General features: G+C 64.7%; 26 protein-coding genes. 5 read left to right on the top strand and 21 right to left on the bottom strand.

Annotated features, from left to right (window positions below; all coding sequences use genetic code 11):
- Positions 1 to 14 precede the first annotated feature (14 nt).
- A complete protein-coding gene (locus FM104_RS13120) occupies positions 15 to 1,625 on the bottom strand; it encodes a ComEC/Rec2 family competence protein (protein ID WP_256971660.1) in 1,611 nt (536 codons plus the stop codon).
- Positions 1,626 to 1,677: 52 nt separating this feature from the next.
- Here FM104_RS13120 and FM104_RS16325 point away from each other — a divergent pair, with 52 nt between their 5' ends.
- Together FM104_RS16325 and FM104_RS13100 are read left to right on the top strand one after the other, a co-directional pair.
- Positions 1,678 to 3,186 carry a recombinase family protein gene (locus tag FM104_RS16325; RefSeq protein WP_143738415.1) on the top strand — a complete coding sequence of 503 codons (1,509 nt, stop codon included), beginning with the start codon at positions 1,678 to 1,680 and terminating at the stop codon, positions 3,184 to 3,186.
- Between the two features lie 50 nt (positions 3,187 to 3,236).
- Positions 3,237 to 3,866 (top strand): hypothetical protein, encoded by a 630-nt coding sequence (locus FM104_RS13100; protein ID WP_087132687.1) that lies wholly within the window; start codon positions 3,237 to 3,239, stop codon positions 3,864 to 3,866.
- On the opposite strand, the gene FM104_RS13095 is transcribed toward FM104_RS13100, so the two are convergent.
- Entirely contained in the window at positions 3,831 to 5,564 is a 1,734-nt protein-coding gene (locus FM104_RS13095) for a hypothetical protein (RefSeq protein ID WP_087132686.1), read from the bottom strand. The two genes, FM104_RS13100 and FM104_RS13095, sit on opposite strands and share 36 nt — an antisense overlap.
- 329 nt (positions 5,565 to 5,893) lie before the next feature.
- On the opposite strand from FM104_RS13095, the gene FM104_RS13090 reads away from it, so the two are divergent.
- Both FM104_RS13090 and FM104_RS13085 read left to right on the top strand, forming a co-directional pair.
- Entirely contained in the window at positions 5,894 to 6,325 is a 432-nt protein-coding gene (locus FM104_RS13090) for a LexA family protein (protein WP_256971659.1), read from the top strand.
- A 6-nt stretch (positions 6,326 to 6,331) separates the two neighbouring features.
- On the top strand, positions 6,332 to 7,606 hold the full coding sequence (locus FM104_RS13085; RefSeq protein WP_087132685.1) for a Y-family DNA polymerase: 1,275 nt from the start codon (positions 6,332 to 6,334) through the stop codon (positions 7,604 to 7,606).
- 106 nt (positions 7,607 to 7,712) lie between these two features.
- On the opposite strand, the gene FM104_RS13080 is transcribed toward FM104_RS13085, so the two are convergent.
- On the bottom strand, positions 7,713 to 9,545 hold the full coding sequence (locus tag FM104_RS13080) for a DUF262 domain-containing protein (RefSeq protein WP_256971658.1): 1,833 nt from the start codon (positions 9,543 to 9,545) through the stop codon (positions 7,713 to 7,715).
- A gap of 128 nt (positions 9,546 to 9,673) precedes the next feature.
- Here FM104_RS13080 and FM104_RS13075 point away from each other — a divergent pair, with 128 nt between their 5' ends.
- On the top strand, positions 9,674 to 10,003 hold the full coding sequence (locus tag FM104_RS13075; RefSeq protein ID WP_087132683.1) for a hypothetical protein: 330 nt from the start codon (positions 9,674 to 9,676) through the stop codon (positions 10,001 to 10,003).
- A 228-nt stretch (positions 10,004 to 10,231) separates the two neighbouring features.
- On the opposite strand, the gene FM104_RS13070 is transcribed toward FM104_RS13075, so the two are convergent.
- The 18 genes from FM104_RS13070 to FM104_RS12975 form a co-directional block, all read right to left on the bottom strand.
- The gene (locus FM104_RS13070) at positions 10,232 to 10,483 is read right to left on the bottom strand and encodes a helix-turn-helix domain-containing protein (RefSeq protein WP_087132682.1); all 252 of its coding nucleotides are present in this window, start codon (positions 10,481 to 10,483) and stop codon (positions 10,232 to 10,234) included.
- A 46-nt stretch (positions 10,484 to 10,529) separates the two neighbouring features.
- Positions 10,530 to 11,492 (bottom strand): restriction endonuclease, encoded by a 963-nt coding sequence (locus tag FM104_RS13065; protein WP_143738413.1) that lies wholly within the window; start codon positions 11,490 to 11,492, stop codon positions 10,530 to 10,532.
- Between the two features lie 384 nt (positions 11,493 to 11,876).
- Entirely contained in the window at positions 11,877 to 12,245 is a 369-nt protein-coding gene (locus tag FM104_RS13060) for a hypothetical protein (RefSeq protein WP_087132680.1), read from the bottom strand.
- Positions 12,242 to 12,532, bottom strand: coding sequence for a hypothetical protein (locus FM104_RS13055; RefSeq protein WP_087132679.1), 291 nt, complete (start codon positions 12,530 to 12,532; stop codon positions 12,242 to 12,244). Before FM104_RS13055 ends, FM104_RS13060 begins: the two co-directional genes overlap by 4 nt.
- 34 nt (positions 12,533 to 12,566) lie before the next feature.
- Positions 12,567 to 13,694: an alpha/beta hydrolase family protein gene (locus FM104_RS13050; protein WP_179206801.1), complete on the bottom strand. Its 1,128-nt coding sequence runs from the start codon at positions 13,692 to 13,694 to the stop codon at positions 12,567 to 12,569.
- Positions 13,695 to 13,705: 11 nt separating this feature from the next.
- Positions 13,706 to 14,644 carry a hypothetical protein gene (locus tag FM104_RS13045; RefSeq protein ID WP_143738411.1) on the bottom strand — a complete coding sequence of 313 codons (939 nt, stop codon included), beginning with the start codon at positions 14,642 to 14,644 and terminating at the stop codon, positions 13,706 to 13,708.
- Positions 14,641 to 15,159, bottom strand: coding sequence for a hypothetical protein (locus FM104_RS13040; RefSeq protein ID WP_087132676.1), 519 nt, complete (start codon positions 15,157 to 15,159; stop codon positions 14,641 to 14,643). Before FM104_RS13040 ends, FM104_RS13045 begins: the two co-directional genes overlap by 4 nt.
- Complete coding sequence (locus FM104_RS13035; protein ID WP_087132675.1) at positions 15,152 to 15,784, bottom strand: helix-turn-helix domain-containing protein; 633 nt, start codon at positions 15,782 to 15,784, stop codon at positions 15,152 to 15,154. The genes FM104_RS13040 and FM104_RS13035 overlap by 8 nt, the downstream gene beginning before the upstream one ends.
- Positions 15,785 to 17,162: 1,378 nt before the next feature.
- Positions 17,163 to 17,603 carry a hypothetical protein gene (locus FM104_RS13020; protein WP_087132672.1) on the bottom strand — a complete coding sequence of 147 codons (441 nt, stop codon included), beginning with the start codon at positions 17,601 to 17,603 and terminating at the stop codon, positions 17,163 to 17,165.
- Positions 17,604 to 17,644: 41 nt separating this feature from the next.
- Positions 17,645 to 17,848 (bottom strand): HNH endonuclease, encoded by a 204-nt coding sequence (locus tag FM104_RS16790; RefSeq protein WP_256971657.1) that lies wholly within the window; start codon positions 17,846 to 17,848, stop codon positions 17,645 to 17,647.
- Positions 17,849 to 17,900: 52 nt separating this feature from the next.
- Positions 17,901 to 18,155 carry a hypothetical protein gene (locus tag FM104_RS16785; RefSeq protein ID WP_256971656.1) on the bottom strand — a complete coding sequence of 85 codons (255 nt, stop codon included), beginning with the start codon at positions 18,153 to 18,155 and terminating at the stop codon, positions 17,901 to 17,903.
- A gap of 222 nt (positions 18,156 to 18,377) precedes the next feature.
- Positions 18,378 to 19,478, bottom strand: coding sequence for a hypothetical protein (locus FM104_RS13010; protein ID WP_218778581.1), 1,101 nt, complete (start codon positions 19,476 to 19,478; stop codon positions 18,378 to 18,380).
- Complete coding sequence (locus FM104_RS13005) at positions 19,471 to 21,105, bottom strand: N-6 DNA methylase (RefSeq protein ID WP_256971655.1); 1,635 nt, start codon at positions 21,103 to 21,105, stop codon at positions 19,471 to 19,473. The genes FM104_RS13010 and FM104_RS13005 overlap by 8 nt, the downstream gene beginning before the upstream one ends.
- Positions 21,106 to 21,160: 55 nt before the next feature.
- Complete coding sequence (locus tag FM104_RS13000) at positions 21,161 to 21,850, bottom strand: caspase family protein (RefSeq protein ID WP_373407853.1); 690 nt, start codon at positions 21,848 to 21,850, stop codon at positions 21,161 to 21,163.
- Between the two features lie 32 nt (positions 21,851 to 21,882).
- Positions 21,883 to 23,517, bottom strand: a complete 1,635-nt coding sequence (locus FM104_RS12995) for an AIPR family protein (protein ID WP_143738406.1) — start codon at positions 23,515 to 23,517, stop codon at positions 21,883 to 21,885.
- 466 nt (positions 23,518 to 23,983) lie between these two features.
- Positions 23,984 to 24,331, bottom strand: coding sequence for a hypothetical protein (locus tag FM104_RS12985; RefSeq protein ID WP_087132667.1), 348 nt, complete (start codon positions 24,329 to 24,331; stop codon positions 23,984 to 23,986).
- A gap of 389 nt (positions 24,332 to 24,720) precedes the next feature.
- Positions 24,721 to 25,068 (bottom strand): hypothetical protein, encoded by a 348-nt coding sequence (locus tag FM104_RS12980; protein ID WP_143738404.1) that lies wholly within the window; start codon positions 25,066 to 25,068, stop codon positions 24,721 to 24,723.
- A 30-nt stretch (positions 25,069 to 25,098) separates the two neighbouring features.
- On the bottom strand, positions 25,099 to 26,508 hold the full coding sequence (locus FM104_RS12975) for a hypothetical protein (RefSeq protein WP_087132722.1): 1,410 nt from the start codon (positions 26,506 to 26,508) through the stop codon (positions 25,099 to 25,101).
- Positions 26,509 to 26,540 lie beyond the last annotated feature (32 nt).

Here is a 26,540-nt window from a genome sequence, read left to right as displayed (position 1 = left end):
GGCGCACGCCGACATCACGGGGGCGGCGCTCGCTCCAGCCACACCACGATCTCGTCGTCTCGTCGGCCCAGCAGAATCAAGCCGTCTTCATCGGTGCGATAGGTGCGCGCGCCGACGGCATCCAGCAGCGACAGCGTCTCGATGCGCGGGTGTCCGTAGTCGTTGCCGGCTCCGACGCCGATCAGCGCGATCTGCGCGCGAGCGGCCTCGTACAGCGCCGGCGCTTGATCTTTGCTGCCGTGGTGCGCGACCTTGACCACCGTGTAAGGGCCGCGCAGACGCCCGCTCGCCAGGAGCTGCCGCTGCGGCACAGCCGAAAGGTCGCCGAGCAGCAGCGTGCGAGGCACCCCGCTGCCCTGCACGTCGATCACCACGCTGGCATCGTTTCCCGAGGGGAAGGCCGCCGAATCCGGTTCCGGCCAGACGACCCGCCACTCAGCATCGCCCAGCTCGCCGTGCACGCCCACCTCCCCCTGCACGAGGCGCGCACCACCGGAGACCAGTCGCTCCAGCATCCGCCTCTCGTCGTCCGATGTCACGGGCCCGTGCAGCACCGTGCCGACGCGGCCCTCCACCGCCGACGTGCCGCCCACGTGATCCAGATCGAAATGCGTGAGGACCAGCAGGTCGATGTGCGATGTCGCCGTCGCGGCAAGGCACGTCTGCATCGCCTCGGGGTCGGGCCCAGTGTCGATCAGTGCCGTGCGTCCCGCTGAACGGATCAGCACGGCGTCGCCCTGTCCGATGTCGCACGCCGCGATGGTCCAGTCCTCCGGCGTCGTCATCGCAGCCAGCGGACCGGTGAGCAGCATCCGCCCGCCCGTGAGGCCGACGGCGACGATGATCACCAGCGCCGAGCCCGCTCGCAGCCACCGTGAGCGCGGACGCACCAGCAGCACGGTCGCGGCTGTGCTCAGCACACCGACCACGGCTGCGGCGACCGGCCCCGCCACCACGGCCACCGTTGCTCCGGGGAGTCCCGCGCTCATGGTCGCCGTCACCGATATCCATGCGGCAGGCAGCCAGGCAGCCGCGGCGAACAGATCTGCGAGCGCCGGAATCGGGGCTGCGAGGCACGCGAGCAGGCCGATGACCGTGGCGATCGGTGCGGCAGGAGCGGCGATCAGGTTCGCGACCACGCCGATGATCGACTGCTGGTCGGAGAACAGCGCGACGATCGGGCCGCATACGATCTGCGCGGCCAACGGCACCGACAGCGCGAGCGCGAGCGGCTCCGGCATCCACCGGCTGAGGCCCCGCAGCAGCGGACGCGACAGCACCAGCAGCGCGCCGGTGGCGGCCGCCGACAGCGCGAAACCCGGGGTGGCCGACAGCCAGGGGTCGATCACCAGCAGAGCGCACACCGTGACCGACAGCATCGCCAGCCCCGCACTCGGACGCCCCAGCAGAATGGTCAGCATCGCCAGAGCCGCCATCACCGCCGCACGGATGACGCTCGGTTCAGGCGTCACCAGTACGACGAAAGCACCGAGCGCCAGCAGCGACAGCACGATGCGCGTGGTGCGCCCGCCGCCGGCGAGGGCGACCAGCCAGAACACCGCGGCGACGACGATCGCGCAGTTCGCCCCGTCCAACTTGACGTCAAGGGGTGAGAAATCTCCCACGCCGGGTATGTGCCTTCCAGGATGCCTCCGGTGCCCCTGAAAGGACCCTACGATGCTGGACTCCGCGACGTACAACACGATGACCAACAACCGCCCGCTTCGTGTGCTGATCCTTGCTCGAGTGTCGCATGACAGCTCGGGCGTCGGGCGGTCGGTAAACGAGCAGGTCGACGCGGGCAAGGAGTGGGTGAAGCGCGAGGGCTGGGAGCTGAAGAAGGTCATCCGCGAGACCGGGTCCGCCAGCCGATACTCGACGCGCCGGCAGCGAGCTGAATGGAACGAAGCGCTCGCATGGATCGAGTCTGGTGAGATCGACGCCCTCCTCACATGGGAGAACAGCCGGGCGACACGAGATCTGTCGGGATACACCGAGCTACGTCAGGCCTGCGCGAAGAACAAGGTGAAGTGGGGGTACGGCGGGACCCTCTACGACCTCACCCAGAGAAGCGACCGTTTCCGCACCGGCTTGGACGCCCTACTCGCTGAAGACGAAGCCGACCGGACCAGCGAGCGAGTGAAACGAGCCCACTCGGCGAACGCCCGTGCAGGGCGTCCCCATGGCAAAGCCATCTTCGGCTACCGCCGCATCTACGACTCGCAGACGAAGGCATTGCTGCGCGTCGAGCTGGACCCTGCAGAGGCCGCGTTGATCCGAGAAGCCGCCCAAAGATACCTCGACGGCGAGACCCTGTATTCGATTGCGCAGGACTGGAATGATCGCGGAATCCCAGCCCGGCGCCCCCAGCGCAAACATCATCGAGGCGGCTGGGCGTGGCGCGGAGAGACGCTCAAGCAGATGCTGGAGATGCCTGCCTATGCCGGGCTTCGCCAGTACCGCGGTGAGATCATCGGGGAGGCGATGTGGGATGCCATCATTCAGCCCGAGGCATGGCACAAGCTACAGGCGCTCCTCCATGCACCAGAACGCAAGCGAGCCGATGTGTGGAAGATCCGCTACCTGCTAACGGGAGTCGCTCGATGCGGGTACGACGGATGCGTCGGCAATGTCCGGGTCTCACGAAACTCCTCAAAGACGGCCGCGGGCCTCACGCACTACCAGAACTACATCTGCGAGTACGGGCCTCACTGCTCGATGAACATGAAGTTCCTTGACGCAATCGTCACAGAGCACATACTCGAGCGCATGAGTCGCCCCGACTTCCTCGAATCGCTCCATCACGTTGAGGACGACCAGTCCGATCAACGACGCGACCTCATGCGCACGATTGCCGAGCATCGCGCGTGGCTGGACAGTGTCCGCGAACGCGCGGCACAGGAGCGCAACCTAGAGCTCCTCTTCGATCAGGAGCGCCGCGTCAAGCCGCTGATTGACGAAGCAACGAAGAAGCTCAATCGGCTGTCCACAGTTAGCCCGCACGTGACGACTCTTGCTCAGGCTCCTGACGTTCGCGAGGCATGGGAAGGGCTTGCGATCACCAGCAAGCGGGAGATCGTACGTTCCCTTCTGGAAGTTCAGATGTTCCCAGCTCCACGCCGCGGCGCCAAGGGCATCGGGCAGGCAATCGAGCGGACGAAGATCACCTGGAAGCACACTCTATGACGGACGCCTAGGATTGACGGACGCACTCGACGCGGGCGGATGGTGGAGTCATGGGCAAACACGGACTGCTGGCGAAAGAGATCGGCTCGGCGTTCGGGCTGAATCCGCGCCAGGCCAACTTCCTCCTTCAGCGCATGGGCATCCTTCAAGGCGAGCCGGGCGCCTGGTTTTTTACGGAGAAGGGCGCAGAGTACGCGACTGAGGTGACGCGCGACAACGGACATGGAGGCTGGGCGGAGAAGACGTGGCCCAACTTCTTTTACGACCCGCGCATCCTCGACGAGGTGACGCCCGACCTCATCGAAGAGGCGAGGGACGCAGAGGCCTCTCGTCGCGCGCAGCTGGCGCTCGAGCGCGCACAGAGCGAGGGGGCAGATGCGAGGCGTCATCCCTCCGAGGAGAAGCAGGCGAAACAGGATCCCGCGACTGAGTGGGCGAAGGTTTTCATCGGTGTCGGTGTTCTCGGCTACGTCGCGGGGGTGATCGTCGTGAACACGTGCCGCCCAGCATTCAAGCGCCTGGTGAACGGGGTGGCGGCGCCACGGATCGAGGCGGCGAGGAGCCGCCTCACGCGCTCGGCGAGGGGTCGCGAGAAAGCAGAGCGAGCAGGAGAACACGATCGACGAGATCGAGTAGCTCAAAGCTCAGGGCTGGAAGTCGTCGTGCAGGACGACCCGTGACAGCTCGATCGATCCGTTGGGGTGCTGCCAGTAGTGCAGGCGCCGCGCCGACGCGACGTTGATTTCGATGGATGCTCTCCAACATGTCGCGCCGTCCGCGCGACTCACGTAGGGCGAGTTACCGGCTTCTCCCGTACGCAAACGATGAAGTTGACGGCCGGTGATCTCGGAGGCACGTCCGGTGACGACGTCAACGATGGCGCGGAGCGCCTTCTCCAGCTGGCCGGCGTCGAGCGGAGTCAGACTCGGTACGAAGTCGGTTCCGATCGTGTACTCGCGCAGAGGGTGGTTGGTCTTGTCGGGTGCGGTCGACCGCCCGGCCCAGGTACTGAGTACCTCGAAGCGGAGCCAGGCGTCGCCGCTCGGCCATGATGCGCGATCAGTTCTCCGGCTTTCGGTCGGTGTCGCGCGCTGCGCACGGGCCTCGCGCAGCTCCACTCGGAGGCCGGCGATGATCGTGTCCCGTTCGCGTCGCACGTCGCGTTCCTGATGAAGCGCAGACGTGAGCCCGGCGACCTCGTCGCGGAGCCGGTCGATCGTCTCAAGATCGGTACCAGCTCGAAGTTCGCGACTCAGGCGCGCGAACGCGCCACGGAGCCCGCTCAGCTCGTCGCGGATGTCGTTGAGCGCGGCGGTCGGCGAAGGATGATCGTGCAACGTCGAGGGGGAACCCGCCGCCAGCGTCGATACGGGCGACGCGGGCACGTCGATGGTGTATCCCGCAGGCGGGGCAGGCATGCTTTCAGCCGGCGTCGCCGGCACCCTTGTGAGAGCCGGGTCGGCGACCCCATCGACCCCCTCTCGCAACCAGGGTGAGCCACCGCTCAGGAGCGACAGAGGCGGCACCAGCGCAACCTCCGGGTCCACTCCGACGAGGGAGAGGCCCAGCGACCTGCCGGAGCGCGTCACACGAGCACGGACGGTCTGGCCGACTCGCACAATGTCGGAGACCTGTACGTCGGCATTCTCGCCATCGTCGATCCCGGGGATGACGTCACGTCGGCGCAGATCGATCCCCGAGGTGTCAGAGGGGTGCAGCACGAGCTTCGTTCGGGCGGGGGTGACCTTCACGACGCGCGCAAGCGTGACCGCACCATCGGCGAAGCGGGAGTAGTCGACCTCGCTCACTTCCGGTGCGAGATCCCGGTCGAGAAGCCACCCTTCGACGGGCTCACCGACAGCGAGCGCATCCGACAAAGACACGCTCGGAGGGAGATGATCGGCGACCACGCTCACGAGCTCACCGTTATCCAACTTGGCGATGTTCCCCGTGCCGCCGGAGACGCGCTCAACGATCGCGCGTACCCATTCCCGCCGGCTGACCGGCTGAGGGCTGGGAAAGAAAGTCACCTGGGCGAGGGCATCTTCGATGAGGTCGTCGCTTGTGTGCCGGTCGGGGAATCGGAGGATGGATCGCTGCCAGTCGGGGTCCGTGCCGAAGTCCACTGGGTATGAACGGGCGGCGCCAGAGTGCACACTGGTCTTCTCAGGGAGCGCGTCCTCGAGAGCGAATGTCACAAGCCCATGGGCGATCGTCACGACATCGGCATCGCTGCCCGCCTCGCGCTCAACGTGCGACGGATCGAAAAGGAACTTCCCTTGGGCGTCCGTGCTGATCAACACCAGCGGCTTCTTGCGGGGACCGAGGATCTCAGCCGCAATCGCTGTCGCCTCATCGATGGTGTCTACGTGTCGCATGTCTCACATTGTGCCCGGAGTGGCGGACACTTCCCGGCAGAAAGGCTCACAGTGCTTCGTGACACGGTCGTCGTCGACCAGACGGCCCGTCTAAGCGACGAACCACAGGCTTCAGCGCGTCGCGGGGCTGAATACCGGGCAGGGCAGTCGTCGTTGCTGGGAGCACAGCGTCGCGCGAGGTCGTTGGGCCTTTCTCGATCCACACCCTCTATGAAACGACCACTGGCTGATCCATGGACGGCACGCGCGAGGATCGGGACTATTTTCTAATATCACGACTCAGGCGCATACTGGACTATCGTTCCGATGTTCCAGCGAGAGGGGTCGACATGGCCACGATCGAACTGGTTCGCCGCGTCGACACATCCAAACCGATGCTCCTGCGCTCAGCGCCGATCGCCATCCCGGCCGGGTTTCCCTCACCCGCGCAGGACTACTACGAGGGTCCGATCGATCTGAACGCACAGCTGATCGACGACCCGGACGCCACGTTCATCGCGCGCGTGTCCGGGGACTCGATGATCGGCGTCGGCATCTTTGACGGAGACGAGGTGCTGGTCTCCCGGGCGAGGAAACCCAGAGACGGGGACATCGTGGTCGCGGTGATCGACGGTGAGTTGACACTGAAGAGGCTGCTCGTGACTCCGCGCGGCATCCATCTGCACTCGGAGAACCCGGCCTATCCCGACATCCTCGTGCCCGAACTGTCCGACTTCACCATCTGGGGGACGGCGACCGTCGGCTTCCGGCACCTGTTGTGAGTTCGTGTGCTGGCCCACGTCGATGTGAATTCAGCGTACGCAAGTTGGGAGCGTGTGTTCCGCCCCGATCTTGAGGGGGTACCTCTCGTCGTGCTGTCCAACAACGATGGCATGGTCGTCGCGGCGAGCCGCGAGGCGAAGGCACTCGGCCTCGACCTCGGGGAGCCGTGGTTCAAGCTGCGGCCGCACGCAGAGAGACTCGGCGTTCGCGCGGTGTCGAGCAACTATGAGCTGTACGGGGACATGTCCGCACGCACTATGCGAGTCCTGGAGCGGTTCGCGAGCGAGGTCGACATCTACAGCATCGATGAGGCCTTCCTCACGATCGACCGACGCACGTCGGCGGACTGCGAGGCGATGACCGACCTGGGGCGCACGGTCCGCTCGGAGGTCCGGCGACTCATCGGCGTGCCCGTTTGCGTCGGCATCGCCCCCAACCGCACGTTGAGCAAGCTGGCGAACCGCTGTGCCAAGAAGCTCGATGTGTTCGGCGGGGTCTGCGTCTGGCCAGCGACCAGACCCGAGTGGCGTGAGCAACTGATGCGCAGCCTCCCCGTCTCCGAAGTCTGGGGCATCGCGTCGCGCCTTGAGCGGCGACTGCGCGCCCTCGGGATCGAGACGATCTGGGACCTCGCGACGGCGGATCCGACGTTCATCCGGAAGCAGTTCAACGTCACCGTCATGCGAACGGCCCTGGAGCTGCGCGGCGTCGCGTGCATCGGCCCGGAGGAAGATCGGACAGGCAAGAAGGATCAGTTGATCGTCAGCCGTTCATTCAGTGAGAAGGTGACGACGGTGAACGGCATCCGCCAGGCACTCAGCATCTACGCCCAGCAGATGGCGTCGCGCCTTACCCGCCACCATCAGGTCGGCAAGACTCTTGTGGCCTTCGCCGGCACGGCTCACTTCGCGGAGCAGAAGCACTACCCGCAGGTGAAGGTCCGATTGCCCTTCCCGACAGCAGATCCCGTCGAGCTCACAAGGGCTGCTCACCAGCTACTCCCCCACATCCAGGACGGCAGCCGGTACGCCAGGGCGGGGCTCATGATGGCGGATCTCCTGCCTGCTGGCCTGCACCTGCCGCTGGAGCCCTTCCAAGCCCCGCACGAGGACGCCGGGATCGCCGGCATCATCGACAGCGTGCAGAAGAAGGCCGGCAAGGAGGCGCTCGGGCTCGGGTGGGGCGGGATGCGTCCGGGGCCGTCGTGGCAGATGAAGCGCGAGATGCTCACCAAGCGCGCGACCACCCACTGGGACGAACTCGTGACGGTGCGCGCCTGAGTATCAGGAGTCGAGACCGTGCCGCCCAGTTCAGGTGCCGCAAACTTCGATTCGACGTTCGAGGCAGTCTTCCGGATGTACGGGATCGTAAGCTGCCCGCGGCGCATCAGTCGTCGAGGTCTCCTTCTCCCATCTCGGTGTCGATGTCGTTCGGCAGGGCCGCGAACGAGGATGCCCCGCCTTGCGTCTGGAGCTTGTCCTTGATTCGAGCGATGAGCGCGTCGCGCCGCGCATCGTAGAAGGCGAGGAAGTCGTCGACGTCGTGCGGTAGAGCGTTCGGTAGCGCGTTGGATTTGAGGAATGCTGCGTATTCGTCGGCACCTGGATAGTGGCCGACGATCCATGTGTCCGGTGCGACATCGGACTTGCCGATGTTCTCCGGCCCGGGCAGCAGCTCCAGGTTCGGGAGAAGATCTCGTTTGCTGACGAGTTCGTCGATGGCGTCGTCGCTCAGTCGACGGGTTCCGTCCGAGTTCTTCAGCCCTCTCAGCGCCCGCTGATCGAGTTGAGCCTTCGGGAAGATGTGGTCGACATGGAATTGCATGCGTGTATCGACGTGGTCGAACAGCGTGGCCAAGACGGCCCATGTGCGGCCGCCGCCGTAGGCGAGTCCGAGGATGTCCTCGATGAGGGCGTCGTTGACGTCGAGCGACTTGCCTCGACGTGCCATCGTTCGCTCGATCGCAGCAAGAGGGAATGAGCTCTCGCCCTCCAGCCGGATGATCTCCCGCAGGTCGCGCAAGAGGGTGTCGAGGCCTGATCCCCATACTCCTCGGGCGATGAGAGAGCGCAGCACCCATGATCGCAGTGCAGCGCGGTCCTCGCGGTCGTGCTTCTTGTCTGACACGCGGTACGTCGGCGGGAGGCCGCGGCGATGCACGTAGTAGGCGACCGGGATGAGCACGCTGTCCGCCGTCAAGGTTCCGCCGGAGAGACCGAAGTCGGCGAGCAGCTCGGCGGCGATGCGCAGCGATGTGCTGATCTCGTCCCACTTGGACTCGAGCTTCGCCATGTTGACTGTCGTGAAGTTCTTGACCTTGAAGCCGACGTCTCCGACATCGGCGAGCACGAGGCCCGATTTCAGCACCGTGTCCTGAGAAAAGTCGAAACCTTGACCGGTGGTGTTCAACGCGTCAACCAGCTCGTGGACAGCAGCTCGCGCGTCTTTCTCCTTCCATTGCGCTGTTGCGATCGACATCAAGAGATCGCTGTAAGAGAGGACCGTGCCTCCCGAGTTGACGCGAACGAAGATGTCGAGGACCCGCTCGATGTCCTGGTCCGTCTCCTCATAGAAGTGGAGACTCTGGTTGTGGTGCACCTCCTGCCACAGGAGACTGATCATCTCCACGGCTTTGGCGTTGTTGCCGACTCCGTACTTGACAGGAATCTGCGCCATCTGGAACGCCTCGCCCGCGTCAAAGATGTCGCTGACCGGGAACCACTTCTTGGTATCGTCGTCGACGGCCTGGTCGAGCTGCTCCTTCGTGAGGAAAGCCAGGTGATACTTCAGCCCGGCCTCGTTCTCTGGCGCTTCACCCAGGAGGTTCAGGCACAGCCGCCTCTCGGGGTACGACCACGCCTTGTTCGCCCAAGCACGCGGGTTTCGGTACGCATAGGTTCCGCGAAGGCCGATGTTCAGCGAAGTGAGGCGCTGCTGGCCATCGAGCACCGCGGTCACCTCCCGGTCTGTCGGGATATCGACGACCGGGTTGTGCTTCTTGTCGTAGCCGCTGTAGTCCCTCATGAATCCGTAAAATTTGAAGGCGCCTACCGTCTCCGGGAGTACCTTCCACGAGAGGAAGCTCCCGACAGGGTAACCGCGAAGCACCGAATCGAAGATCTTGATCACCTGCGATGGCTTCCACACGTATTCACGCTGGATCGCGGGGAGGATCAGCTCGTTCTTCTGGATCAGCTTCAGCGCCGTCGCAATGGTCATCGGTTCTTTGTGGCCCACGCTTGAACCCTACCGACCTGTGACGACCCTCAACAGCATCCAGGGTGCCGAGCAAACAGGGCATGGCGGATCAGACCGAACCCGAGTGGGACATGTCCTAATGTGGGGCTATGAGCACAGGGTTCGCATTCCATGACGTTCAGCCCGTCATCGACGAGGACGCGGACGGTCTACCCATCGTGGCTGTCTACCCGGCTGGTGCGGCGTACCCGGTTACGAGTATCGATGGCGGATGGGTCACCGTACAGCTACCGTCTATCTCAGGGCACATGGAATCCGCGTTCCCCGAATCTGTCGGTACGCTCACCGATACCACATCTCCCGCGGCTGCGACGCTCGTACCCTATCGAGAGGCGGCAGAGCACTACCCCGATCTCATCGGCCCGGAAGACCTCGAAGACTACGAAGCGGCCGCAGCAGCGATCGCACAATGGCGATAGTCGAATCGGCTCTCGCGCTCGTTGAGCCCGCGGAAGCGATCTAACCCAGTCGGCCTCGGACTCGTGTTCGCCACGCAACGGGGGTCTCTTCGGAGTCAAAGCCCTCATGAAAACGCGTGATTTCACGACTTCAGGCTCTCCCCCAGCTGAGCCGGCCGGAGGGAACTCTAGGACCGCTTTGAGCGCGCCTGCTGTTCTGGGCCGTGCGGGCCAAAACATGCCTTCATCTCAACGATCACGCCCGAACATGTCGGAGACGACGCCGTCCAGCAACTCACCGGGATCGACTTTCAACGCCTCGGCAATGCGCACGAGGGATTGCAAGCTCATCAGAGCGCGACCTGACTCGTAACTGCGGATATTCGACGAATCGATGCGGCTCCCGACCGCGAGCTCATCGACGGTCATCGAAAGGGCGGTGCGGGCTGCTGTGATGCGCGAGCCGATGTGCGCGGCCGCGGCGGATGGGGTGCGTGGCATAGTCTCATGGTACTGGTACCAGGGCGATCGGAATGACGTCGTCCAATCATTCCTCAAACCCGAACGCGGCGGGGAACCCTTCGGTCGCCGCGACCCTCCCCCTCAAGTTGAGGCCGGTTAGTGAGCCATTCTCTGCGTTGTAGTGGATGAGGGCGATACCCGCCGTCTCAGCGAACTCGAGCCCTCCCTTAGAGACCACTCCGCTGGTGAACAGGACGGCGCCCTTCCCGCGATGCGTCGCGGTGCCGAAGAGATCGCGGATCTGTGCGACGGGCACCGCCGCTGCCGGGTGGAGGTTCTTCACTTGCGCGACAACATGTCTGCTGTCTACGTCGACTCCACCGTCTCCGCTGTACTGCGTGACGATCGCGTCCCTGACGCCGAGATGCCGCATCCAGTCCGCGGCCAGCCGTTCCGCCCCCTGATGATTCACTCCATACGGCTGCGACGCCGGCGCTGGCGGTCGCATCGCACGCATCTGCTCATGCTGGAGGATGAGCGCGCGCTCCCGCTGGCGATCCGCGGCCTTGAGCGCCTGGCGCCTGCGTCGGCGCTCACTGAACGTCAGAGTCTCCGAGTGCACTGTTCCGTCGTTCAGCTTTACCGAGGCGCTCCCGATAAGTGCAGGCGCGTACGCCTCCAAGTACTTCAGCACTGCAGGCTCAGCACGACGCTGAAGGTATCCGAGCCCCGGGTCGACTTCCCCACGGGCGATCGCCTGAACACGCCACCAGATCGCCCACTGCATCTCCCGCGACGCTGTCTGCATGAGCGCCAAAAGGTACGGTCCACCCGACGCTGCCTGCGCATCCGTCACCTCAACGCCCGCGGGCAGGCCAAGACGACGTTGCAGGTAAGCAATTGTGCGCTTGTTCAGGGCGTCGTTGATCGACTCCGCGAAAAGTGGCAGAACCTGTCGGATGTCACCATCCACGACCGGGTAAGAAGCGCCCCAGCGGGCCCCAGTTTCAATCGCCCACTGCTGGTCAGAAGGTTCGAGTTCAGTCACAGGATCAGTGTGGCAGGGAGCACCCACACGAACACCAGCCCGGATACCCAGGGCATGAGTCTCCCGCAAGCATCACGAGCGAGCTGTGACAGACAATTGGCCCTGACGCAGACCACATACCTCGAGCTCAGCGCTCGAGCGCAACCGATCCCGATCCCGATCCCGATCCATGAGAACAGGCGAGACGAGCAGCGATGCAAACGGCCCGGAGTCGGTGCTGGCAACGGCCACCTGTTCGGCTGCACAACGTCAGCACCGCGTCGGAGGCCATTCCGGAGGCTCGGCCGGGCGTACCTCAAGTGTTCAGTTGGATTCTGGTCAAGACTCCGCGTCCTGGCTCCCCTTCCAAACGGAGGTGCCTGTCTCCGCCCCGTAGCGCCCGTTTCAACGAGCGTTCGACCGTTTCCTGGGCCGAGCCCTCCGGTCGTAGTCGTCTCGTTCCTGGATCGCGCTTGTCTGCTCCTCGCGTGGGGAGCGCCGGCGGAGCGCGCGCACGGCGCAGAAGGCGAGGAAGACGACGGCCAACGCCCACCCCCACACCATGAGATAGGCCAGCAACCCGACCAGTGCCGTCAGGGAAGCAGCGAGCATGATCATCCAGGCGCCGAGTCCTGGACCGGTGTCGGAAGCGATGCCTTCCAGCCAGATCACTGTCGGCGCTGCGGCCATAGCGGTTGCGGGTGCCATTGCCGTGAAGATCGCGATCCCGGTGAGGACAGTCATCATCCGAGGGGTCAGGACTGGCAGCTTCATGCCGCGTGCTCCCGATGAGCGTGAAGACGGATCATCAGGATCGTCGCTTCCATGAACGAATCAGTGACCGGGGCGAGCCCGCGTGATTCTGCCCATGGCGATGGAAGCCCGATCTGCCATCGCTCGAGCTCTCCAGCCCACAGGTCCGCGTTACCGCCGGATTCGATGAACGCCGAAAGGATGCGGTTGTGAACCGGACACTCCGGATGCGGATAGGCGACGAGGTCACCTGGCTCACCGAGGTCGCTGCCGGTCAAGCACATGCCGTTGCAGTTCATGCTGGTCACATACCCGGCGCTCCCTGCAACCGGCGGTCGGACTTCAGGCGACGAGCACCCGGGTCAGCCACGTGCTGACGGCCAGGGTGACTCCCTCCGGATCCTCGTTGTATTCGCGCGTGTGCGGCGCGCGACGTGTCTCGTGCAGCTCGACGAGCGGTGCGCCTGCCTCGACGAACCTCCTCGTCGCGCTGATCGGGATCGTCAGATCGCCGACCGAGTGGATGACGAGCGTCGGGACGTGCACCCTCCGTGGCCTGGTCCAGTCCAGTTCGGCGAAGTCGACCGGCCGGCGCAGGCCGGTGAGCCATGACGTCAGCGGCGACCGCAGGACGCCCGCGATGAAAGCCGAGGCTGCGGCGGGAAGAGGGATGCCCATGCGTTCCGCACTGGTGCGCATGGTGGCGATCCAGTCAGTTGCGGGCGAGACGAAGACGTTGCCGATGATCAGGTCCCGGTACGCGCTGCGCTCCTCGATCAGGAGCGAGATGGCCGCTCCCATGGACCATCCGGCCATGATGATCCGCGTGGCGCCGTGCCGGGCAGCGTACGCCAGGGCGGCGTCGACGTCTTCCCATTCATCGAGGCCGAGGCGCGTCGTACCTGCCGGGGTGGCCGGCCCTTGCCCGTCGCCGCGGTATGAGACGACGAGATGCGTCGCTGCTCCCGCGGTCGGGAGCATCGCTTCGACCATCCTGAGGACGTTGTTACGGTCCGCTTGGAATCCGTGGACGTGCAGCACCCACAGGTCGTTGCCATCGGGTCCGAACTGCCACGCCGGAGCGGGTCCCGCCGGAGTCTCGATGATGACGTCGCTGTAGGGTCCGACCTCGTCGGGAATCGCGTGGATGTCGCCGTCGAAGGCTCCGGACACCGCGCTCCGTATGTCGCCGTGTTCAGCCTCTAGGGTCCGCACGACCGCACGTCCATCATCGCTGACGATGCCTCCGACGCGTGCGTGCCCCGTCGGTGTGCGAAGGCCGTACGTCCCGGGGTAGCGGGTGAGCGGAGTGGACTTGAGCGTGATCGTGTCGTCGGTGAATCCGAGGATCTTCGTGCTCTCGGGCCAGTTCCATGCGACGAGCATCCGCCCCATGTAGGACGCCGCTGCAGCGGTGAGGACGACGGCGCCGGCTGCGGCCGCACCGGCGACGATCAGAGCGTTGGTCAATGCAGTCCCTCTCAACTCGTGGTGATGTCGTGTACCTGCGGGAAGGTGCGCTCGACCCATCGTGCGACCTTGTCGAGCGTGCGTTGCTCCTCGACCGTCGGCCGAATGGCGCCGAGGATTCGTAGGTCCTCGATCTGGACCATGAGGTCGTACGCCACGAACGGCAGCGGGCGGTCATCCTCATCGATGGTGAAGGACCGGCTGGTGAGGATGTCCTGGAGCGCGGCGACGCGGCGTCGGAGGATGAGCTGTCGGATGGCGCGTTGAGCGGCGAATGCGACCAGCCCGAGGGCAAGTGCGACGACTCCGGGATAGAAGAGGATGTCGAAGCCGATGTACATCCAGACGATGGGTGTGCGACCTAGCGAGAGCGCATGGTCCAGGATGATCGCCGTACTCCAAAGGACGCAGCCAGCGATGACCAGTGCGGCTCCGATACGGAACACCCAGTGCGCCGGCGCATCGCGCCCGTGCAGGCGGATGAGGAGTCGGGCACAGATGCCGGCGACGGCGGCCATGTAGAGCACGCCGCAGACGATGGCGGCGAGGTCATCGACGTGCGCGTCGATGAAGAACAACTCAGTGCCTTCCCGATTCGGGATCAGGAAGAACGGGATGGTGAACGCGAGGCAGCTCAGCAGCGGGATCCAGAGTCGGAGTTTCGGCCGCTCGCTGCTGGTGATGTCGGTACCGGCGGCCTCTGCGAGCCCCCAGAATGCGAACACGACAAGCCAGGACTGCACGAGGAAGATGATGTTCTCCCCGCCCATCCACGCGTCGAGCGTCTGGATCGGAATGATCGGCCCGCGAGTCATGAAGGCCGGCACTGCGATGAGCGTTGCGAACCATGCGGGTCGTGCCGTCGGGACTCGAATCGCTGTGGGGATTCGGGCGATCACCGCGACGACGAGGATCAGCAGGATCGGGAGGTACAGTTGGTCCATCGTCATCCGAACACCTCTTCGTCTCCTTCGTAGCGCGGGCGGAGCAGCCGGCGGCCGATCAGCGAGGCGACGGCCTCCGCTTCGCTCTCGTGCACGTCGTTGCGGTACAGCGCTGGCAGGTTCGCCTCCGAGATCAGGACGCGCCCACGGACCTCTCCCCCGCCCGCGGCGTAGCGAGACATCTGCGGGTCGTTCGTCAGCGCCGTGCACGCCGGGTGCCCGAACACGATGTGCCCGAACTCGTGGAACAGGCCGCGTGCGCGATAGTAGGCAGGGTCGTGGCGGCGGAGAAGGATGAGCGAGCGGTCCTTGAACTCGATCCACAGCGCGGTGGTGGTCACGAGAACGGGGTCGTCGACTTCCTCGACGGTGATCGTCTTTCCTGTGGCCGCAGAGACCTTGCTGGTGAGCTCGGGGATCCCCCGGACGTCGGACAGGCCATAGTGCTCGAGGCGCTCCTGCGCGCGCGCCACGATCTCCGCATCAGTGCGCCACGGGCGCCGACCGTCCCATTCAGCCACCGGTACCGCCCGTCTCACCGTGCTGCCGGATGATGCGAGTGATCGCCTGGAGTTCCTCCGGCGAGAGCTGGCCCAGGGATCGTGCTGCGACGTTCAAGACGCCGCTTTCGGTCAAGGCGGTTCGCAGGTCGATCTGCGCTTCGATGCGCTCCGCCATCTCGAGGTCTCCAAGGTCAAGGAGGTAGCCCACAGGCGCCCCGAAATGTGCGGCTATCGCGTTCAGCGTCGCGGGGTCTGATTGGGCCTTGCCGCCGGCGAGCACCGACTTGAGCAGTTCTTCGACCTCTGTTCCCGTCTCGTTGATCGCATGCGACTGCAGAAACCGGATGCGCCGGGCGAACTCATCCGCTCCCCCATGCGCGGAGGCAAGTTGGCTCGACGCTTGTGTCGCGGCGGCAGGATCCTCGCCGAGCAGCTGCGAAACGCTGACGCCGAGAGCGGGCGCGACCAGCCTCAGATCTTCGATGTTCCACCGCCGGTGGTTGTTCATCTTCAGGCTGATGGTCGCTCGGTTGATCCCGGACTTCCTTGCGAGTTCGGCCAGGCTTCGCAACCGCGCGCGGACCATCAGCAGCTCGATTCGCTCGCTGATGGCTCGGTTCTCACCCAGGTCTTCTATCCCCATAGCCGCCATCATATCCGCAACGAAGCGCTACAAGCCGCAACGAATCGTTGCATTTTTCGATCGAGTCTGTTTACCGTAGTCGAGAGCAGTGACACGGAGGGGACGTTGATCGTGAACGTCAGGAACAATGACACCGCACCAGTTACGGAAGATGCCGACTCGCCAAGGGGCAGCTCGTCGGCTGGGCCGACGGAACCGACGGGGCAACCACGACAGACTCTCTGCGCGCAGATGGCAGAGCTCAGCAAGCGTCATCGACTCGCGCGGAAGACGCTGCTCGAGCTGAGATCCGCGGGGCACCCAGCGGGTACGAGGGATATCATCCGTGCGGTGTTCCGCGCGTGTGGCATCACGTTGAGCCGGATGGATGTCACGGGCGAACTCCTCACCCACCGTCCTCGACGTCAGGCAGCTCGCTCTGCGTCCTAGTCGGTCCGACCTACCAGGATCAACTGGTACCCGTGGCGGAAGCGGCCTTACTTGTCCACCGTGCACGTTTCAGGGCGAGCTATCGCCTCGAGAAACGTCCAAGTACCACAGCGTCATCACCGAGCGTAGAGGTCCACCTGAACTTAGCGGCGGATCGGCTTGTGCTGAAGCGGGCCCGGCCACGGGTCATCGTTAGTTCTTCGCCCCGCACAGGCGGCATGTGACGTAGCCCTCTTCGTTGTCGCCGTCCTCCCACGGCGATGTGTAGTCAGCGCCAGCGAGAGACGACGAGCATTTGCGGCAGCTCCCCGCGTCCCTGCTACGGCGTCTCCCACGGTGCATGGAGGCCACGAGCTCGCCATCCTCCATGAAGTAGACGTCGTTGCAGACGTCGCACTCAAACCGCTCTCCGTCGCTGCTCCGAAGCGTCGTCGCACACACCGGGCAATCGGCGGTATCACCGCCCAACATTCGAAAAGCGAAGTCTCCAAGGAATCCCATAACTCAGACAGTATCGCCTCGAGCTCCACCAGCAGCGCCCGAAATCGACCTACAACCCGTTCGGAACGGACGCCAGGATGGCGTCGATGCCCTCCCCGGTGACGACCCACCCCGTGGAGACTTGTGCTGCCGGTTCTGCTCTCAGCTCCTCCGCGTCATCTCCGGTGATGGTGAGTTCCTGGGGGTGGACTGGATGATGCCGATGAGCATGGCTTCCAACTGGGGTTGTGAGCTCACGATGCGTCGATGCCACACAGCCGGCATCGGCGCATCGTCCCGGGGCTGTTCCATTCACACTGATCGTGGTTGCAGATCGCCTGCACGAGGTGGCAGACGCTGCACGTCACGAGCACGATAGACCCCTCGGGAAGCACGAGTTCCCGCGGGTACGGGGTGAAGCTGCCATGCGACCGATGAAGGTCGAGCGTCGGTGCCGGGTCGGACATGATCATCCACCGTCGCGGTCGCCTTCGCCGATGTAGTCGCGGATGCCTTCCGCCACCCACTCGCATGTCTCGTAGGGCTTGTCCTGGTGCTCGTCGTTGTCGTACAGCTCGACGAGCCGTCGCAGCTCGTCCGTGGCCCTGATCGGGTCTCCGTCGAAGACGCATCCGTCGTTCACGTAGATGTGGGTTCGCTCCTGCGCATCAGCTGTCGTGTCGATCTGCACGACGGTGTAGCTGATGCCCGCTGTCGTCGTGTGCTGGTAAGCGTGGAGGTCCTCGAATGGCCCTGCACGACGCGCACGGTCCGTCTCGATCGACCGTGCGAGGAGTTCACGGACCTGATCGCGTGCGAGGCTCTCGCCCTGCACGCCGACCATCACTTCATTCGCGAACTTCTCTGCCGAGCTGATGTCATCCTGTGACGTCGGTGTCGTGGTGGTCATGGCTGTCACATACCCGGTCCCGCCGGTGTGGCGGGACCGGGTCATGCCAGTCCGATGGCAGCGAGGTCGGCGCCGGTCTGAGCGATCGCCAAGATCATGGTGTCGCGGCGTGTGACTTCACGAGGCGCGAAGCGGAGCACCATGCGTGCCTCTTCGGGTGTGCGGTCGGCCTTGACGTTGTTGCATCGGCTGCACGCCGCGACCGTGTTCAGCCACTCATCCCGTACACCGCGCGACCGGGGCATGACGTGGTCTACCGTCGTCGCGTGCCGGCCGCAATAGGCGCACTCGTGGTCGTCACGGCGCAGCAGGCCTGCACGCGACCAGGGGGACGGTGCCGTACCGGTAGGGCACGCGCACCATCTCTCGGAACTGCACGACGCGAGGCATCGGGAACTCGGCCTCGGCGGATCGGACGATCCTGCTCGGGACCGCGTCGACGATCGTGGCGCGCTCACGTATCAGGAAGATCAGCGCGCGGTGCAGCGGCACGATTCCGAGCGGTTCCATGGACGCGTTCAGCACGACGACGCCGCTGGCGATCCTCACCATGGCGCTTTCCTCTCTGCTGAACGGTCCTGGAGCTGGCTCTTTCCGGTCCTCGGAGTCCACAGCGGAACACGAAGTGCGCTCGACCGGATTCGAACCGGCGACCGTCCGTTAGCAGATCGGCGAAGAACTTCGAATTTGCGCGGTGCGATCCTCTCGCGTGTTCCCGCGCATTCTCGACGGGGTCAGCGGTCCGTCGATGCCAGGAGAACCGACGAGTGCTTGTTACGCGCTTGCTCCGGAGCCGTCGTCAGCCGCCTTCTTGGTGGCGCGCTTCTTTCTCTCGGCTGGGTCTTCTCCGACAGGCCAGCCGTGGAGCACCCGGGCGTGGCGATGCATGGTGATCGGCGTTGCACGCAGCACGTGCTCAACAGTCTGCTTGAGGAACGCGGCGGCCCCGAGCGAGGCAGGCACATCGCGGTGCTCGATGACGCTCACCGACGGAAGCTCGTTGATGATCTCGTCGATGCCGTCGAGGAGGACATCCTCGACGACCTCTTCGTCGAGGATGTCCTCCTCGTCCACCTCGATCTCCGTGGTGAGCTCTGTGGCTGCGACGTCGTCCTCGTCCTCGTGTCCGCCCTCAGACCCCTCCGGAGCTGCGCCCTCGTAGTGGAGCATCAGGAGGCACACCGCGTCATAGGCATCGTCCTCTTGCGCAAGCTTGCCAAGCAGGTCGATGAGCCAGCGAGCCTTGTCGGGCTCAGACTCGAGAATCGTCGACCGGAGGCCGTAGACGAACCCGTGTGCAGCAAGAGGGTGGCGCGAACGCAGGTTCTTCGCGTCGCCGTACGCCTCTTCGATGCGGTTGGCGGCGTTCTTGCCGAAGGATGAGTCCATGCGCTTGGTCGAGATGAGGACCTCCGGTCCCGTCTCCCACGCGCTCATCACGACGTCGACCTGCTTGATGTAGTGCCGCCCGAGCACCTTCGCGTCCGTCGCGACGACGCCTTTCATGGGTGTGAGCCGGGCCATCTGCGCGCCGACCTTACCTCGCAACTCCTTCGTGGTGCTCGCGAGGTAGTTCGCGACCGGCGCCGGCATGACACGCGGATGCGCCGCGCGTGGCCAAACTGCATCGGCAGCGAACCCCGCACGCCGGAGCTCGTACGCGACCCAGACATCGAGTGCCAGCGCCGGCACCCCACTCTGAGAGTTCGCGTTCAGGTACCGAGGCACACCGAGCAGCTTCTGAAGGGTGGCGATGTCGGGGATGTATTCATCGCCGTTCCACGGCCCCATCTCGAACAGCGGGGACGCCACCGCATCCGCCACGATGCGGTCGAATAGCGGCCATGCCCGCTGCTTGAGGCTCGGTTCAGCCACTCTTACCCCTTGTTACTCGGCGTTGCATGAAGGCGGAGGCGTCCTCGCGCACCGCGTGAAGCTGGGCTTCGCTCAGGCCGCCGAGGATGACCCCGTCGACGAGCGCGACGGCGCCCAGCAGATTCTTGGCCTGAAGCAGGCGCTGTACACGCGGCTTCAGTTCGACGAGCGCGTCACGGTGCTCGGTCATCGTCGCGGCACTCGGCATCCACCAACGGTCCGCCTCGCGCGGCTCAACCTTGAGGACACCACCCCCGTAGCTGCGACCGACGAGCTCGGCGCCGAGGAGCGTGAACGAATTGAGCGACGCCACCGGGAGCAATTCACAGGCGAGGTCACGGATGTCTTCTTTGAGGTAGACGCCATGGACGCTGTTGAGGTGACGGGCACCGGCAGCGTTGGTAACCACGCGTGCGGTGTCTGCGTTCATGTAGGTCAGGAGCAAGTCGGCGGGAGCGAGCACCGGCACGCGCCACCAGGGCTTCCGGACGCGGCATTTGTACGCGGTGTCAACACCCGTCGCGTGGCCGCTCTCGATATACGCGAGGGTCTCCGGCGCAGGGTTCTTACTCGGGTAGAGGAGCCAAGTGGCTTGATCGTCCTGGCCGAGACGGGTCATCGCCGAGTCCGTCAGCGCGAGCCCGCGAAGGTGGGAGGAGCCGGGAGGAGATACGCGCAGGAGGTCGCGCTGTGGGATGCCTAGTTCTCTCACGCGCTGTGGAGACAGCGTAAAGAAGCGATTCGCACCCGTGACCATGCCGAGCGTGGTGTCACCCAGTTCCTGCAAAGGCACGAAGGCGCCCGAAGGGATGAGCTCGGTGATGGCCTCGACCGTCGCGTCCTGGATGTGAAGAGGGGTCCATCGCGCTGCGAGGTCGGTGGTCGCCCAGGTTGTTCCCTCATGAAGTGAGCCGAGCGTGGTCGCATCGCGGGTCTGCCGAAGGGTCGCGACGCTAGCGGGTTCACCGAGCCAACCGCTCGCCTTCACCAGCACTGTGTCGGCCTCGGCATCCGGGAAGATCTGAGTCTCGAATGTCACTAGCTCCACCGATTCAAAGCGCGAGAGCAGGAACTGCCTCACCGGCGCCGCATAATTGGTCGAAAGGAGCTCCGCCGGCAGGACCATCCCAAGCCGGCCACCAGGGCGCAGGTGCGCGGCGGCATGCACGACGAACGCCGCCCACGACGACGCGAGCCCGGTGAGCGCGACCCCCTGCGCCTGTGCGGCGAACCGAGCCCGGTCGCGCGCCTCACCACTGAAGTCCTGGTACCGGATGAAGGGCGGATTTCCGATCACCGCCGCGTACGTGCCGCGCGGTTCGGTGAGGAAGAAGTCGCTCACACGGATGCGCGCGATGCCTCCTGCCTCAGCAACGACCTTGCGTGCGACGCGAGCACTCGCATGGTGGAGTTCGACGCCGTGCACGACGGGTTCCCTTGCACCCAGTTCACGGAGGCGTCCAACCGCCGCCACAAGGAAAGCGGCCTCCCCTGCAGAAGGCTCGAGAACGGTGTCATCGGCGCTCTGGATCGCCCACTCGGCCAGGTGTCGCGTGACCCCTTCGGGGGTGAAGAATGCGCCGCGGGCCTTGCGTGCGGAAGCGGTGTCAGGGATTGCAGTCGACATCATGCACTATGTTATGGGCGCCTACCGACTTCGACGGTAGGCGCCCCGCGCTGCCTCAAACCATGTCCTCATTCGCCGTCGCCCTGTCAGCGGCGCGGAGGGCTGAGTGGCGCGAGCCGAACGTTCTCAGCACGGGTGTCTGCGCGGGAACCTGCTCTTTCGCCCACGAGTACACGTCGAGGATGGTGGTCCGCTTCACGTCCGCGTTCAGCCGCTCGATCACTGCGCCCGTGAAGTCACTCGGGCCCTCGGCATCTGCTCGGGACTCCTCCGTTCTCCCGGATGACGCGAGGATGGTGATGCCTTCCCGCAGGGTTGTGAAACGGTGTTGCAGGGCCTCGTTCGCTGCCCGTGCCGTGTCTCCTGCTTCCCCTGAGAAGCAGCAGTCGAGGATTACCGTGATCTCGGTGTCGGCTGGGGCGGTATTGAATCGGTGAAGGAGGACATCGAAGTAGATGCCGGAATCGAGGTTGTGTTCCTTCTCCGGGGTCACCAGTTCCAGACCGAATTGAGTGACGTGCCCATGTCCGCTGAAGTAGAACAGGAAGTGCTTGGCATCCTCTAGTTCCAGATCGATCGCACTCAAGAGGTCGCCGACTTGCCACGTCTCACTTTCGTCGACGATCATCGGACGCACCTCGAAGTTGGGTGTTCCATCGCCATGGCTTTCGAGCGCCACCGTAAGTCCCATTACGTCGTCCCGCGCACAGGAAAGAGGCTCGAAGGACGCCGACGTGCTGGTCACTCCGAGGAGCACCGCACGTCGTTCATTCAGGCTCACGAGCTCGCGCTCCGCTGTGCGTTCCGGTACTCCTTTGACGTCTCCAGCGCGAGTTCGCCGAGGGTCCTCGTCTGTTTGAAGGCGACCTTGAACTCGTCTGGCAGTTGCTTCTCCGCGAGCGTCGCCGCTCGCTTGTGAAGCACCGAGCATGCAGCTTGCACGAACGGTGCGATATCAGCCTGAGCCTGCAGGGGGTCCTTGATCGCATCGCCCGGCTCCGACAGAGCCCGCGCTGCTCGCGGGTCATCCCTCATCGCTTCAGATGTCATGTTGACCAGGGTGAGCGCGGTGAGAGCCCATGCCTTCTGGTACTCCTCTGGCACCTCCGACTTGTGATTCTCCACCTCCTCGCGAATGAGGGTCGCAAAGATGACCCGGGTGGCATCTATATCCGAGGGGAATATCTCGCTGTAGGTCGGGTTCTCGAAGAGGACCTGGCGCTTCACCGCGATGGCGGGCTTCCGCACGTATATGGAGCACAGCAACTGTGCGACATCGTCGTTCCGGATGACTTGCCCAGCAGCCGGCTGGTCGCTCGGGCGCCTGGTATAGACATAACCGAGCTTCCCGAGATCAGCTTGTAGCCGTGCCTGCACCTCGTCGAGCGCTCGAAGGTTGCGTGAGGTGACGGGGTTCTGTGTGTTGCTCCTGATGGCGATGTTCTTCGCAAGCTCACTGTCGGGGTCAGCTTTGACCAGCTTGAACAGAACCCTGAGTCCCGGTGCGAGCTTCTCGCGATTCGCGTTGATCGCGACCACGGTCTGCGCGCCATTGACTACGGAAAGGCCAGCAATTCTGATTCCAGAGTCCGTCACATCAAAGTCCGAGCAGACTGCGGTGATGCCGTTGTGGTAGGCGATGAAGTGCTCTGCTGCCTCGGTGTCCTGCAACGCCTCATCTAGCGAACGACGCACGCGATTGAGCCCCAGGCCGAAGCGAACGTTCAAGTCAAACAGGGTTCGGTCTGCGATGCCCGGCCACTCCGCCACCTGAGACGCGGGGACAGGTGCAATCAGAGCTTCGGTCCCGGGGACACCCAAGCCGAGGATCGCATCGCGGTCCACCGCGATGAGCACCTCAGGCATCGACGCCGTCGGCTTCGTGTCCGCTTCTGCAAGCGCCACAATGAAGTTCTCGTCAATGATGTCAACGTCCGCAATGCCAGAAGCAGAAGCAAGCATCTTCTTCTTCTCCGCCGCCCGCACGTTTGAGCGGCAGATGCCAAGGATGAGCCTTGAGACATCCGCCGTTATGCGACGGTCGGTAGCGGGCTCGAAGAGGGAGCGGAGCTGGGAGTTAGCCTTCGCAAGCCGTGCCTCGGGAGCCGTCTCTGCACGCAACGCATCGGCGAGAACCGCCACGCGGCGGCTGAGCTCGGAGTCATCCTCCGCAAAGAGAACGTAGACGGGTGTGATGATGTCGCGACGGGTGGTCACGAGAACGGCGTCAACTTCGGTGCCAGGGAAGAGCTCACGGTCGCTCAGGATGGAGGCGTAGCTGTCCGCGTCTCCGATTTCGTACCGCGATCGGATCAACCACAGCACGAGCTGTTCGCGGACAGTCTCGACGCCTTCGGCGTCAATGGGCGCCAGGATAGCGCGAAGCGCCGGTGCCAACGGTTCTCTTGTCACGCGTTTCAACCCTTCATGCCGCAGTCTGAGAGGAGCCTATCGGAGACGGAATACCGGCCCGGTGCGTAGCGCGGGATGATTCGAGCGCGTCCGACGTCATCGAGCACGGCCTGCCACCGGAGCGCGGCTGTCCGGTCTGCGGCGCTCCTCTCGAGCCCGGCTTCGGTCGAGAAAGATGGCTTCGCGCTCATATTTGGCTCTGTCCGAATCACCGGCCGTCTCGCACGCCGGCAGTCTCGGTGCTTGCGACCCCCGCCCGGACTCTAACCGGCGTCCTCCTCACTGAGACTTGGACGTCCTCGACCATCCAGACGAAAAGACCATCCGCTCCCCGAGGAGGAGTAGAACCTCCGGGGATCGGACGCGGGAACAGCTTCGTGTTGGGTCGTCACAGTTCGCTCGCCAGCGTTAGAACCTGGACGACCCGCTCCCGAGGTGTGCGTGCTGCAGTGGACACCATGGGCGATTACTCGGAGCCGGTCGCTTTGCGAAGCATCGCCGACCGCCGATACTGCCGCTCCCAAATTGAGCCGTCGGGATTCCTGAATCGGATGTCGACGACGCGGATGAAGTCAAAGTTGACCCCCGGTCGCGCCTCGAGCACTTCCGCTTCGACGTCCGGCCAGCCGTCATCGTCAGGAACTCCCTTGAAGAGGACCCTGTCTCCCACCGCGATGTCAGTCGCTCGAACCTCCACGGAGTCGTCGTCCGCGTCGAGCTCACCGGAGGGCTCGCTGCGTTGCCGGGCGGTGAACTGCCCACCACCTGGGCCTTTGCGCTGGTGTTCACGGCCCTGGGCGTCGAAGGTAGTCATGGGTTCTGCACGCCCGGCACGCCTGTCGTCGTGGCCCGAGCCGGATCTGGACCGACGATGCCCCGTGTATTGGTTGGCCCCTCTTCCGCTGAACCGCCGTGGCGCAGTGGCGAAGTGTTGTCGTGTCACCCGCGTGCTTACGATGGCAGGGTGAGCACTGACGAACCAGCCGACCTCGAGGATCTGCTCGTTGCCGGCGGCCAGGAACCCCGCTGCAGTCGATGTGGGGTACTGAAGCGGCCGGCATCCGCGGGATGGGTATGCCCCGAATGCGGTCATCTTGATCCGATCGACCACTGCATCGAGTGGCCTGGCGAAGGTGAGGGCATCGCCAGCGTGAACGGCGGTTAGTCGCTCCGCGGGGAAGGCATCGCTCGAACGCTCGTCTGCTACGGCACCAGAGTTTCGAGATGCTTGATGAGGTTGCAGTTCGCACAAAGCGTCTGATACCCCGGTGGCCAGCCCATCTTCTTCAGGTAGTGGTAGAACCTCCAGCCTGAGACGCTCTGTCCGCCGAGTGCCCGACGTTCCGCTGCCCCATCGTTGTTGATGTGGTCGATGCAGAGCGCGAGAGGATTGTCGTATCCGCAGTGCGCGCAGGTCGCGCCGTAGCGTTTGAGGGCTTCGTCTTTCAGAAGTTGGCGCGCTTCGCGCCCCTTCTGCCGGAGTGCGTCACGGTTGCGTTCTCGGTACTCAGCCTGCAGGCGGGCTTTCGTTTCGGGCAGATGTCTTCCCACGACGTTCCCTCTGATCATTCGATCGTCATGTCAGAGCCCGCGTGCCACCGCGGCGCCCATCGCCAGGCAAGCTCGCTGGGTCTCCGGCCGGAGTGCGTCGAACCGCAGGACGCCGTTCACGATCGCGGGATCGAACGGGATGTGGACGACCTCCCGGACCATGCCTGCGAACCCCTCCTTGATCTTCGTGATCTCTGCGGCCTTCGCGTGCGGGTCGGCCTGCGTGATGACGACGACGGCGTTCTCCGCGAGCTCCGCAGCCGCACCTCCTTGGTCCGTGAGCGCCTCCAGTAGGAGCGCTGCCGCCTCGGCGTGGTCTGCTCGCGTGGTCGTCGGGACGACGAGCTGGTCGGTGAGGTCGATCATGCGTCGCCACATCGGATCGGACTCGTCGTTGCCGCTGTCCATGATGATCATCCGGTAGTACTTCGAGAGCACCTGATGGATGTGGTCCACATCTCGCGGTTCCACGCGCTGGCGGTCGGCGAGGTCCGTGGGCTTGGACCGAAGGATGTCGTACTGGTCGTCGGGCTGATGATGGACGTAGTGGGCGAGATCGGCTGACCGCGCTTCCGTGGAGAGCAGATACGGCACCTGCGGGAGCAGGTCCAGGATCGTCGCGTCGTGCGGACCGGATGCGGTACGCCAGCCGAGGGTCCCGCGGAACTGGTTGTTGTCCCAGGCGACGATTCCAGCCCCGCCCCACTTCGCGAACACAGCGGCGAGGAGGATCGAGACTGGGGTCTTTCCAGCGCCTCCCTTGCCGTTCGCGACGGCAAGGGTGCGAGGACCCGGCCAGTGCTGCGAGACGCACTGCCGATCGACCCGCCTTGCGGTTTCCGCTTCCGATGGCTTCAGGCGGATTCCGAACCGGGCGAGGAACCCGCGCAGCCCTTCATCCGCCGGCGGCTGGACAGGGGGTGCGGCGATGAACGACTCCCGCCGTGTCCGCTGTTCACGGCGGGTCGTCGTCGCAGAGTCCACAGGTGCAGGGGCGACGGGAGCGGGCGCAGCGCGTGGGATCGGTGGGACTTGCTGACCATCGGATTCCCGGCGCCAGGTGCTTCGTGCTGGCGGCCGCTCGTGCAACGGTGCCCGGGCCGGGAGCTCGTAGATCGGAGCGATGCTCTCCGCCTGCGGCGCGGAGGTGGCCACTGCGACAGGCTCCTTCCTCGAGGGCTCAGGTGCCGTCGCGGCTTCGACGACCTCGACCGCACCGTTCGGCTGCACGACGAGCTCCCAAGTACCGTCTGGATCGGTGGACCGGAACGGAACCGGCGATCCCAGTTGGCGAGCGTGCTCGATCACGCGATCGACGATGACCTGACGCGCCGCGTCCGGATCGCCTTCACGGACCTGCGCCGGCACGCCGTCGATGACGTACCGCCCGGTGCCATCAGCCAGGATGACCGCCGTCGCTGTGCCTGCTTCGATGCTCATGTCGTCCACCCCTGCGAACAGCCCACGCGCTC

It is taken from the genome of Microbacterium esteraromaticum, assembly GCF_900163815.1.
GTDB classification, from domain to species: Bacteria; Actinomycetota; Actinomycetes; order Actinomycetales; family Microbacteriaceae; genus Microbacterium; species Microbacterium esteraromaticum_B.
The sequence above is the reverse complement of the archived record's forward strand: the minus strand, read 5'-3'. Positions and strand labels throughout refer to the sequence as shown.